This window comes from Paraburkholderia lycopersici (assembly GCF_900096975.1).
Classification (GTDB): Bacteria; Pseudomonadota; Gammaproteobacteria; order Burkholderiales; family Burkholderiaceae; genus Paraburkholderia; species Paraburkholderia lycopersici.
Genome location: NZ_FMYQ01000006.1, coordinates 203,648 through 215,224 on the forward strand (window position 1 = coordinate 203,648; position 11,577 = coordinate 215,224).

The 11,577-nt window shown below is 66.5% G+C and carries 8 protein-coding genes; 4 read left to right on the top strand and 4 right to left on the bottom strand.

Translation table 11 applies throughout. The annotated features are described in order from the left end of the window. Nucleotides 1–5 precede the first annotated feature (5 nt). Together BLU17_RS09650 and BLU17_RS09655 are read left to right on the top strand one after the other, a co-directional pair. Nucleotides 6–3,131, top strand: coding sequence for an MdtB/MuxB family multidrug efflux RND transporter permease subunit (locus tag BLU17_RS09650; RefSeq protein WP_091996494.1), 3,126 nt, complete (start codon nt 6–8; stop codon nt 3,129–3,131). A 4-nt stretch (nt 3,132–3,135) separates the two neighbouring features. Continuing rightward, complete coding sequence (locus BLU17_RS09655; protein WP_091996495.1) at nt 3,136–6,435, top strand: efflux RND transporter permease subunit; 3,300 nt, start codon at nt 3,136–3,138, stop codon at nt 6,433–6,435. A gap of 77 nt (nt 6,436–6,512) precedes the next feature. Here the strand turns inward: BLU17_RS09655 and BLU17_RS09660 are convergent, their stop codons facing one another. From BLU17_RS09660 to BLU17_RS09675, 4 genes are all read right to left on the bottom strand, one after another. Next, on the bottom strand, nt 6,513–6,770 hold the full coding sequence (locus BLU17_RS09660; protein WP_091996496.1) for a hypothetical protein: 258 nt from the start codon (nt 6,768–6,770) through the stop codon (nt 6,513–6,515). Nucleotides 6,771–6,806: 36 nt separating this feature from the next. Next, nucleotides 6,807–6,995, bottom strand: a complete 189-nt coding sequence (locus tag BLU17_RS09665) for a hypothetical protein (RefSeq protein ID WP_143189205.1) — start codon at nt 6,993–6,995, stop codon at nt 6,807–6,809. A gap of 89 nt (nt 6,996–7,084) precedes the next feature. After that, entirely contained in the window at nt 7,085–7,648 is a 564-nt protein-coding gene (locus BLU17_RS09670) for a peroxiredoxin (RefSeq protein WP_091996497.1), read from the bottom strand. Nucleotides 7,649–7,807: 159 nt separating this feature from the next. Further along, nucleotides 7,808–9,121, bottom strand: a complete 1,314-nt coding sequence (locus BLU17_RS09675; RefSeq protein ID WP_425434078.1) for an EAL and HDOD domain-containing protein — start codon at nt 9,119–9,121, stop codon at nt 7,808–7,810. A gap of 155 nt (nt 9,122–9,276) precedes the next feature. On the opposite strand from BLU17_RS09675, the gene BLU17_RS32265 reads away from it, so the two are divergent. Both BLU17_RS32265 and BLU17_RS09680 read left to right on the top strand, forming a co-directional pair. Then, nucleotides 9,277–9,507: a hypothetical protein gene (locus tag BLU17_RS32265; protein WP_143189206.1), complete on the top strand. Its 231-nt coding sequence runs from the start codon at nt 9,277–9,279 to the stop codon at nt 9,505–9,507. A gap of 116 nt (nt 9,508–9,623) precedes the next feature. Beyond that, on the top strand, nt 9,624–11,540 hold the full coding sequence (locus BLU17_RS09680; protein WP_091996499.1) for a putative bifunctional diguanylate cyclase/phosphodiesterase: 1,917 nt from the start codon (nt 9,624–9,626) through the stop codon (nt 11,538–11,540). Nucleotides 11,541–11,577 lie beyond the last annotated feature (37 nt).

The following is an 11,577-nucleotide window of genomic DNA, read 5'->3' on the forward strand; positions in this document are numbered from 1 at the left end:
GCCGCATGAATCCATCCCGCGTCTTTATCCTGCGGCCGGTCGGCACGGCGCTGCTCATGGCGGCGATCATGCTGGTCGGCCTCGTCGCGCTGCGCTTTCTGCCGCTTTCCGCGCTGCCCGAAGTCGATTACCCCACGATCCAGGTGCAGACCTTCTATCCGGGTGCGAGCCCGGACGTGATGACGTCCTCGGTCACGGCGCCGCTCGAGCGCCAGTTCGGGCAGATGCCGTCGCTCAACCAGATGTCGTCGCAAAGCTCGGCGGGCTCCTCGGTCATCACGCTGCAGTTCAGCCTCGACTTGCCGCTCGACGTGGCCGAGCAGGAAGTCCAGGCCGCCATCAACGCGGCCGGCAACCTGCTGCCCTCGGACCTGCCCGCGCCGCCGATCTACGCCAAGGTCAATCCCGCCGACGCGCCGATCCTCACGCTCGCGATCACCTCGAAAACGCTGCCGCTCACGCAGATCCAGGATCTCGCCGACACGCGCCTCGCGCAAAAGATCTCGCAGGTGGCCGGCGTGGGCCTCGTGAGCCTCTCGGGCGGCCAGCGCCCCGCCGTGCGCATCCAGGCGAACCCGCGCGCGCTCGCGGCCTACGGCCTGAATCTCGACGACCTGCGCACGAGCATCTCGAACCTGAACGTGAACACGCCGAAGGGCAACTTCGACGGCCCCACACGCGCCTACACGATCAACGCGAACGACCAGTTGACGGACGCCAACGCGTATAAGGACGCCGTGATCGCGTACCGCAACGGCCGCCCCGTCATGCTCACGGACGTCGCGAACATCGTGCAGGGCGCGGAGAACACGAAGCTCGGCGCCTGGGCGGACGGCACGCCCGCGATCATCCTGAACGTGCAGCGCCAGCCCGGCGCGAACGTGATCCAGGTGGTGGACAACATCAAGACGCTGCTGCCGCAACTGCAGCAGGCGCTGCCCTCGTCGCTCGACGTGCAGATCGTCACCGACCGCACCACGACGATCCGCGCCTCGGTGCGCGACGTGCAGTTCGAACTGCTGATGTCGGTCGTGCTCGTCGTGCTGGTGATGTATCTGTTCCTCGCGAACATCTACGCCACCATCATCCCGAGCCTTTCGGTGCCGCTTTCGCTCATCGGCACGCTCGCGGTCATGTACCTGTGCGGCTTCTCGCTCGACAACCTGTCGCTGATGGCGCTCACCATCGCGACAGGCTTCGTGGTGGACGACGCCATCGTCATGATCGAGAACATCGCGCGCTACGTGGAGGACGGCGATACGCCGCTCGAAGCCGCGCTGAAGGGTTCGAAGCAGATCGGCTTCACCATCATCTCGCTCACGGTGTCGCTCATCGCCGTGCTCATTCCGCTGCTCTTCATGGGCGACGTGGTGGGCCGCCTCTTCCACGAGTTCGCCATCACGCTCGCCGTGACCATCGTGATTTCGGCCGTGGTCTCGCTCACGCTCGTACCGATGCTGTGCGCGAAGATGCTGCGCCATACGCCGCCGCCCGAAAGCCATCGCTTCGAGGCGCGCGTGCACGCGTTCTTCGACTACGTGATCGGCCGCTACGGCGTGGCGCTCGAATGGGTGCTCGCGCGCCAGCGCCTCACGATGACCGTGTTCCTCGCCACGCTGGTTCTCACCGGCTTTCTCTACGTGGTCGTGCCCAAGGGCTTCTTCCCCGTGCAGGACACGGGCGTGATCCAGGCCATCACGCAAATGCCGCAGTCGGTGTCGTATGCGTCGATGGCCGAACGGCAGCAGGCGCTCGCCGCCGCGATCCTCGAGAACGGGAACGTGGAGAGCCTCACGTCGTTCATCGGCGTGGACGGCACGAACATCACGCTCAATAGCGGGCGCATGCTCATCAACCTGAAGCCGCGCGACGACCGCAGCGAAACGGCCAGCGAAATCATCCGCGACCTGCAAAGGAGCGTGGCGCACGTACCGGGCGCGATGCTCTACATGCAGCCGGTGCAGGATCTGACGATCGACTCGACGGTGAGCCCGACGCAGTACCAGTTCATGCTCACCACCCCCAACATCCAGGACTTCACGACCTGGGTGCCGAAGCTCGTGCAGCGCCTGCAGCAATTGCCCGAACTCGCTGACGTGGCGACCGACCTGCAGGACCGGGGCAGCTCCGTGTACATCGAGATCGACCGCGCGAGCGCCGCGCGCTACGGCATCACGCCCGCGACGGTTGACAACGCGCTCTACGACGCTTACGGCCAGCGCATCATCTCGACGATCTTCACGCAATCGAACCAGTACCGCGTGATTCTCGAAGCCGACCCGGTCCTCCAGCACTACACCGACGCGCTGAACTCGATCTACCTGCCCTCCTCGACCTCGACCACGGGCCAGGTGCCGCTCTCGGCCATCGCGAAGTTCCACGAACGCCCCGCGCCGCTGCTCGTCTCGCATCTCTCGCAATTCCCGGCCACGACGGTGTCGTTCAATCTCGCGCCGGGCTCGTCGCTGGGGGCGGCGGTGAAGGCGATCCAGCAGGCGGAGAAAGACATCGGCCTGCCCGCCTCGTTCCAGACGCGTTTCCAGGGCGCGGCGCTCGCGTTCCAGGCGTCGCTTTCCAACGAGCTGTTCCTGATTCTCGCGGCCATCGTCACGATGTACATCGTGCTCGGCGTGCTCTACGAGAGTTTCGTGCATCCCGTCACGATCCTCTCGACGCTGCCTTCGGCGGGTATCGGCGCGCTGCTCGCGCTCATCATGACCGGGCACGATCTCGACATCATCGGCATCATCGGCATCGTGCTGCTGATCGGCATCGTGAAGAAAAACGCCATCATGATGATCGACTTCGCGCTCGAAGCCGAGCGCCAGGAAGGCAAGCCGCCGCGCGAAGCGATCTATCAGGCGTGCCTGCTGCGCTTCCGGCCGATCATGATGACGACGATGGCGGCGCTGCTCGGCGCCTTGCCGCTCATTCTCGGCAGCGGCGCCGGCAGCGAATTGCGGCGGCCGCTCGGCATCGCGATCGCGGGCGGCCTGATCGTGAGCCAGGCGCTCACGCTTTTCACGACGCCCGTGATCTACCTCGCGTTCGACCGGATCGCGCAGCGCCTGCGCAGGCGCTTCGGCGGCCATTCGAGCGGCGGGCAGAACGCCTCGTCCACGCAGGGCTGACGCGATGAATCTCTCGCGCCCGTTCATTTCGCGCCCCGTTGCGACCACGCTGCTCGCGATCGGCATTGCGCTGGCCGGCCTTTTCGCGTTCACGAAGCTGCCGGTCGCGCCCTTGCCGCAAGTGGACTTCCCGACCATCTCGGTGCAGGCCACCTTGCCGGGGGCAAGCCCGGAAACGGTGGCGACCAGCGTGGCGAGCCCGCTGGAGCGCCACCTCGGCTCCATCGCCGACGTCTCGGAGATGACGTCGCAAAGCTCGGTGGGCAGCACGCGCATCACGCTGCAATTCGGCCTGAACCGCGACATCGACGGCGCCGCGCGCGACGTGCAGGCCGCGATCAACGCTGCGCGCGCCGACCTGCCCACGAGCCTTCGCCAGAACCCGACCTACCACAAGGTCAACCCCGCCGACGCGCCCATCCTCATTCTCGCGCTCACCTCGCCCACGCTTTCCGCGGGCCAGCTCTACGACTCCGCGGCCACGGTGCTGCAGCAGTCGCTCTCGCAGGTGGACGGCGTGGGCGAAGTCGACGTGAGCGGCTCGGCGAATCCGGCCGTGCGCGTCGAGCTCGAGCCGCACGCGCTTTTCCACTACGGTATCGGCCTGGAGGACGTGCGGGCGGCGCTCGCCTCCGCCAACGCCAACAGTCCCAAGGGCGACATCGAGTTCGGGCCGCAGCGCTTCCAGCTCTACACCAACGACCAGGCGAGCAAGGCGAGCCAGTACAAGGACCTCGTGATCGCCTACCGCAACGGCGCGGGCGTGAAACTCTCGGACGTGAGCAACGTGGTCGATTCGGTGGAAGACCTGCGCAACATCGGCCTTGCCAACGGCAAGCGCTCGGTGCTCGTGATCCTCTACCGCCAACCGGGCGCGAACATCATCGAGACCGTGGACCGCGTGATCGCGATGCTGCCGCAGCTCAAGGCGTCGCTGCCCGCCGACGTCGCGGTGACCCCCACCTCGGACCGCTCGGTCACGATCCGCTCGTCGCTCAAGGACACCGAGCACACGCTCGTGATCGCCGTGGCGCTCGTCGTGATGGTGGTGTTCCTGTTCCTGCGCAACTGGCGCGCGACGCTCATCCCGAGCGTGGCCGTGCCCATTTCGATCATCGGCACGTTCGCGGCCATGTACCTGATGGGCTTCTCGCTCGACAACCTCTCGCTGATGGCGCTCACCATCGCGACGGGCTTCGTCGTGGACGACGCCATCGTCGTGCTCGAAAACATCTCGCGTCATATCGAAAACGGCGTGCCGCGCACGAAGGCGGCGCTGCTCGGCGCGCGCGAAGTGGGCTTCACGGTTCTCTCGATCAGCGTCTCGCTCGTCGCCGTGTTCCTGCCGATCCTGCTGATGGGCGGCATTGTCGGGCGGCTGTTCCGCGAGTTCGCGCTCACGCTCTCGCTCGCGATCGCGGTGTCGCTCGTCGTCTCGCTCACGCTCACGCCGATGATGTGCTCGCGCCTGCTCGAAGAGGCGCACGAGAAGCAGGAGGAAGGCCGTTTCGCGCAGTGGCTCGAACGCGGCTTCCTGCGCATGCAGCGCGGCTACGAGCGCACGCTAGGCTGGGCGCTCGCGCACCCGTTCGTGATCCTGCTCACGCTCATCGCGACCATCGCGCTGAACGTCGCGCTCTATGTGATCGTGCCGAAGGGCTTTTTCCCGCAGCAGGACACAGGGCGGCTCGTCGGCGGCATCCAGGCCGACCAGTCCACCTCGTTCCAGGCAATGAAAGTGAAGTTCGCCGAGATGATGCGCATCGTGCAGGCGAACCCCGCCGTCGAATCGGTGGCGGGGTTCTCCGGCGGGCGCGCGACCAATTCCGGCTTCATGTTCGTCTCGCTCAAGCCCAAGAGCGAGCGCAAGATTTCCGCCGACCAGGTGATCGCACAACTGCGCGGCCCGCTTTCGAACGTGGCGGGCGCGCGCACCTTCCTGCAATCGGTGCAGGACATCCGCGTGGGCGGGCGCCAGTCGAATGCGCAATACCAGTTCACGCTGCTCGCCGACAACACCGCCGACCTCTACAAGTGGGGGCCGAAGCTCACCGAGGCGCTGCAGGCGCGCCCCGAACTCGCCGACGTGAATTCGGACCAGCAGCAAGGCGGCCTCGAGTCGATGATCAACATCGACCGCGCGAGCGCCGCGCGTCTCTCCATCACGCCCTCGCAGATCGACAACACGCTTTACGACGCGTTCGGCCAGCGCCAGGTCTCGACCATCTACAACCCGCTCAACCAGTACCACGTGGTGATGGAAGTCGCGCCGCAGTATTGGCAGAGCCCGACCATGCTCGACGAGATCTGGGTGAGCACTTCGGGCGGCACGGCGAGCGGCGCACAGAGCACCAACGCGACGGCGGGCACCGTGAGCGGCCCGACCACGGCGTCGGCGGGCGGAACCGCGGCGACCACGGCGTCGAGCGCCGCGGCCATCGCCGCCGACTCCGCGCGCAACCTCGCGACCAACTCGCTCGCGGCGAGCGGCAAGTCGAGCGCGTCGTCGGGCGCGGCCGTCTCCACCTCGAAGGAGACCATGGTGCCGCTTTCGTCGATCGCCTCGTTCGGTCCCGGCACGACGCCGCTTTCGGTGAATCACCAGAGTCAGTTCGTGGCCTCGACGATCTCGTTCAATCTGCCGCCGGGCAAGTCGCTCTCCGACGCCACCGAGGCGATCTACGACACGATGAGCCAGATCGGCATGCCGGCGACGATCCACGGCAGCTTCCAGGGCACGGCGCAGGCGTTCCAGCAGTCGCTCGACAACCAGCCGCTGCTGATTCTCGCGGCGCTCGCTGCCGTGTATATCGTGCTGGGCATTCTCTACGAAAGCTATATCCACCCGCTCACGATTCTCTCGACGCTGCCCTCGGCAGGCGTGGGCGCCCTGCTCGCGCTTCTGCTCTTCAAGACGGAGTTCAGCATCATCGCGTTGATCGGCGTGATCCTGCTGATCGGCATCGTGAAAAAGAACGCGATCATGATGGTGGATTTCGCGATCGAAGCCTCGCGCCAGGGCCTGGGTTCGCGCGATGCGATCCATCAGGCCTGCCTGCTGCGCTTCCGCCCGATCATGATGACGACCTGCGCGGCGCTGCTCGGCGCGTTGCCGCTCGCGTTCGGGCGCGGCGAAGGCGCCGAATTGCGCGCGCCGCTAGGCATTTCGATCGTGGGCGGGCTGATTGTGAGCCAGATGCTCACCCTCTATACGACGCCGGTGGTGTACCTGTATATGGACCGGCTGCGCGTGTGGTGGGATGGGAAGCGCGGGCGCGCGGCGCCGGCGCCCGGGACGCAGTGATGGGCGCCGCAGCAGGCCGAACAGCCGGCGGCGCGCGAGCGGTCAGCGGCGGCCGGGGCCGGCTCCCGCCGCTTTTTTCATGCGAGAACCTTGCGCGCTTCGCGCAAATGCGCCGGCAGACAACGCACCATCAGATGCAGCACCAGTGGCACGATGATCCCGTCGTCCACGATGCCGGCAAGCGGCATCGCGACATTGAACGGATCGAGCGCATAGAGCGCGACCAGCGCCGTGGCGGGGACCAGCCATACCGGGCGCTGCGGCTGGCGCAGCGCATGCCATAGCACGCGCGCATCGCCCTTCACCACGTTCCACAGCAGCGCGATACGTTTCATCCTCTTGTGCTCCTCGCGGCCGACGCGCCGGCCGCCTCAATGCCGCTCATGCCCCGGCGCGTCCGAGCGCGACGTCCGGATCACGAGTCCGTCGGGCGAAAAATGGGCGTCGAACATGCCGTCGCCCGCCACGCCGCCTTCGGCCCAGTGCCAGCTCCAGACCTCCTCGTGGCTCAGCGCATAGTTTGCGCGTTGACGGCGTCGGCGGCCTTTTGCTGATCGCACCCCGCGAGCAACGTCGCACAACGCGCGGCGACGGCCGCGGCGGTCCGGGCTTTTCGTGACACAGGAATCGGGCTGACCGGGAAATGCGGCTATGGCTGCCGATGCTGCGCAGCCCATTCCTTCACGGCGCGCAACGTATTCGCGACGTGCTGATCAGGCGAAAGGCTCGTGTATTCGTAGATGATCTTGCCGTCCGGCGCAATGACGTAGGAAACCCGATTGGCCATCGATTCGTGCATCGGCATCGACGCGTCGTACGACTTGATGATTTTCGCGTCTTCGTCGGCGGCCACCGGGAACTTGCTGCGGCACTCGCTGACCGAAAACTTCGTGAGCGTGCCGATGTCGTCGTGCGAAACGCCTATCACGGTCGCGCCATACTGCTTGTATTGATCGACCGCATCGGCAAATTCGTGCGCCTCGATCGTGCACCCCTTCGTGAACGCCGCCGGATAGAAGTACACCACCACCGGCCCCTTCTTCAGTTCGGAAGCAAGCGAGTACGTATAAGTCTTGCCGCCGAGCGATGCCTGAGTGGTGAAGTCCGGGGCGGGATCGCCCGGTTTGAGCGTCGCCTGCGCAGACAGGGTGAAAAGCGCGAGTCCGGCGCACACGAGCGCCGCGGCTCCCGCCGCAAAGAACCTCGGTTTCATGTCGGATGCCCTCGAGTTGAATCGCCACGCCGGCGCACGTGTTGCGCGCATGTGTCCGCGCGTCTTGCCTGTCACGGCCGCGCACCCGGCGATGGCGTTATTGGACCACACAATCCCGGCGCCCGCTGCGCGCTCCCGAGTCCGCCTTACAGATTGCCTTCAGCCTTCGGCGTACGCCGTAAACCACGCGCCCGCCCACAGGTTGAGTTCGCCGAGCAGCGGCGGCGTCAGCGCAAGGAACATACCGCCCGCCTCGCTCGCAATGCGCTGGGCGCCGTCGTAATCGCCGCGCTCGGCGTCCATCGTGATGCGCAGCAGCGTACCGAGCTTGCCGCGGTTGCCGTCCACTGCCTCGACGATCTCGCGCGCAAGGCCGAGACGATCGAGTGTATGCGCGGGCGTCGAGCCCACCAGCACGTGCACGAGCGAGAAGATGCCGGTCATGAAGGCGGCATCGGCGAAATCCTGGTCCTGTGGGCTCAGGCTGCGCGCGGCAAGCTCCATGAAGTGCGAACGCGTGCCCGCGAGCTGCACCAGCGGGTCGGAGCCCCACGGGAGGTCGCGTCCGCTCGCGTAGAGGAGCAGTTGCGCCCAGCGCGCGATCTGGCGCGTGCCCGCTGCGAGCACCGCCTCGCGCAGCGACGAGATCGGCCGCCCCGGCGCATAAGCGCTCGAATTGACGAGACGCAATAGTTGCACCACTACGCCCGGATGGCTGCGCAGTTCGCGCTCGAGTTCGGCCGTGCCGACGTCGTTCGCCACGAGCGCGAGCAAGCGCACGAGCGCAAGACGCGATGCTCGCACGTGCGGCGCGCGCAGCACCTGCGGACGCGCGAAGAAGTAGCCCTGGAAGAGTTCGAAGCCGAGCGACGACGCAAGCTCGAAGTCCTCGCTTGTCTCGACCTTTTCGGCGATCAGCGTCTTGCCGTGCGCGGCGAGGCGCGCAACCAGTGCGGGCAGCGCCGAGCGCTCGGTCTGCATCAGGTCGACCTTGACGATGTCCGCGTAGGGCAGCGCGCGCAGCAGGTTCTCCGTGAGCTCGCACACATCGTCGAAGGCAATGCGGTAGCCGGCGCGCCGCAACTGCGCGAGGCGCTCCAGCACCGCGGCATCGAAGCTCACGTGTTCGAGCACTTCCAGCACGAAGCGGCCGGGCGGCAGCAGATGCACGATGTCGTCGAATAGCAGCTCGCGGCTGATATTGACGTAGCCGTAGTGACGGCCGAGCACGGCGGGCACGCCGAGCTGGCCGATCGTGCGCGTCATCACCTGGGCGGTGGCGCGCACATCGTCGTCGACGTCCGCGCGGTTCTGCGCGCCGCCGCGAAAAAGCAGCTCATAGGCGTTGAGCGCACCGTTGCGGTCGAGAATAGGCTGCCGGCCGAGATAGACGAACGGCTGCGCCAGCCCCGGGTTCGCGCGAAGCGCGCCCTGCGAAGCCGAAAGCGGGCATGGCTGCGAATCTGGCTGCAAAGCGTGCTGCGAACCGGATGATGCCCCGGGTGCAAGCCCAGGCTGTGAAGCTGACGACATAGATGGCGCGGTACCAGGAGTGCCCTCGCCCGCTTCGCCTCGCGCACCCTCGCTTGCCGGCGCGGCGAACGCTGACGATGAATCGGACATGGCGGATGATTCGTACGGATGAAATAGCCGACGACGCGGCGCCCCGACCCTGCGGCCGGCACGACGGGCGCTTCGCCCGCGCCGGCCCGTTGCGCATGGCGAACGGCGTCTCGACCGGCGCCACTTTAACCGAATCTGGACGCTGCCGCACCGCCTCCGGTCATGTTTACACGTCCGGTGTTTTTTCTGACACCGCCGCTAAAGATTTCCGGCCCGAGGTCGATAACTTGCTCTGATGGGCGGCTTCAGCCGGACGTGGAAACCGGCACGCCGCGCCAGCGGCGTGCGCGCGAGCGACGCGGCAGGCGCGGTCAGGATGCCGGAGACAAACAAAGGATTGCCAGCGACAGACATGGAAGCGAACAGGATCACCGCGCCCCGCCAGGGCTGGTTGCGCACGGTCGCTGGCCGGCTATGCGCGCTTGGCCGGCTCAGGGGCGTTGCCTGCGACCCGTCCATGTCCGCCGGACCACAGGCGCCGCTCGTGCCCGCTTCGCACTCCGCCGCCGAGCCCGACTACGCGGACGCCGTCTCTCTCTCGTTCGAAAGCACGGCCGCCGCGGTGGACTTCCTCGCGCACGTGGACGCCAACCTCCACTTTCTCTACGTCTCCGACACCAGCCTGCGCTTTGCCGGCTATCATCGCGAATTCCTGCTCGGCGCGACGCTCACCGACATCGTCGCGCCCGAGCACCACGAGCGCCTCGAAGCGCTCTTCGCACGCGCCGCGCACAGCGGCGCCGCGGAAAAGGAAACGGTCGATCTCGTCAAGGCGCTCACCTACCCGCTGCCGGTCGAATTGCGCGTCCAGCCCGCCCTGTACGGCGAGACTCCCGGCTTCGCCGTTGCCGGCTTCGACGTCTCGGGCTGGCAAGGCACCGAGGCCGCGCTCACTCACGCGCTTCATCACGACCCGCTCACCGGCTTGCCCAATCAGACCGCGCTCGCGCCCGCGCTCCAGCGCGCCCAGGCCGACGCGGACCACTACGGCGTGCCGGTGGCGCTTCTGCTGCTCGATCTCGACGACTACCAGCGCGTGAACCGCGCCCTCGGCTACGACGCCGGCGACGAGCTGCTGCGCGAAACCGCGCGGCGCCTCACGCATCTCGCCTTGCAGGGCGAGACGATCGCGCGCGTCGGCAGCGACGAGTTCGCGATCCTCATCACGCCGCAACTGCACGCCGGCGCCGACGACGTGCGCGCCGCCGCCGAAGCGCTCGGCCGGCGCCTGCTCACCTCGATCCTGCAGCCGTACTCGTTTCGCAATCAGCCCGTGCATCTTTCGGCGAGCATCGGCATCGCGTTTCATCCGGACCAGCGCCACGGCGCGGGCAGCGCGGACGCCGAAAGCGGCAACCCCACCAGCGCCGACTCCACGCCGCTCATCCGCCGCGCGGACCAGGCGCTTCAGCAGGCCAAGGCCATCGGCGGCAACACGCTGACGCTGCACGTCCCCGACGACGATCCGACCGACGCCATGCGCCTGAAGCTCGAATCGGATCTCTACGACGGCGTGCGCAACGGCGAGTTCTCGCTGCACTTCCAGCCCATCACCAGCAGCGCCTCGCGCGGCGTGGTCGGCGTGGAAGCGTTGATCCGCTGGCAACATCCATTGCACGGGCTCGTACCGCCATCAACATTTATTCCGCTTGCGGAATCCGTCGGCCTGATTAATTATCTCGGCAACTGGGTATTGAAGGCTGCCTGCATGCAACTGTCCCAATGGGATGAGCAAGGCATCGAACTGCAGTACATCGCGGTCAATGTCTCGCCCCAGCAGTTTCGCAATCCGCGCTTCAGGGAAAGTGTCGAGGAGGCCATTGAGCTCACCGGAATCGATCCGCGCCGGCTCGTGTTCGAGATCACCGAAAGCCTGCTCATGCACGATCCGCAGCACGCGAAAACACTGCTCGAAGAGCTCACCTCGCTCGGCATCCGCTTCGCGGTGGACGACTTCGGCACGGGCTATTCGAGCCTCGCGTATCTGCAGCGCTTCCCGCTCTCGAAGCTGAAGATCGACCGCAGCTTCGTCGAGAACCTCATCACGTCGCGCAACGACCAGGCGATCGTCAACGCGGTGGTCGGGCTCGCGCGCACGCTCGACCTGGAACTCGTGGCCGAGGGCGTGGAGACCGAAGCGCAGCGCGAGCTGCTCACGAACATGGGGTGCGAGCATATCCAGGGATGGCTCGTCTGCAAGGCGCTGCCTTCAGAAGAATTGCAGCAGCGCTTCGTTTCGGGTGCGTTGCACTTGCACGAGGTGCAATGATGCAGGCATCGCAAACAGCAGGGCTTTCGCGAAATTG

Coding starts and splice junctions, on each gene's coding strand:
- BLU17_RS09670 (WP_091996497.1), bottom strand. CDS start 7,648: ATGAAACCGAGGTTCTTTGCGGCGGGAGCCGCGGCGCTCGTGTGCGCC.
- BLU17_RS09680 (WP_091996499.1), top strand. CDS start 9,624: ATGGAAGCGAACAGGATCACCGCGCCCCGCCAGGGCTGGTTGCGCACG.
- BLU17_RS32265 (WP_143189206.1), top strand. CDS start 9,277: ATGATTCGTACGGATGAAATAGCCGACGACGCGGCGCCCCGACCCTGC.
- BLU17_RS09650 (WP_091996494.1), top strand. CDS start 6: ATGAATCCATCCCGCGTCTTTATCCTGCGGCCGGTCGGCACGGCGCTG.
- BLU17_RS09660 (WP_091996496.1), bottom strand. CDS start 6,770: ATGAAACGTATCGCGCTGCTGTGGAACGTGGTGAAGGGCGATGCGCGC.
- BLU17_RS09655 (WP_091996495.1), top strand. CDS start 3,136: ATGAATCTCTCGCGCCCGTTCATTTCGCGCCCCGTTGCGACCACGCTG.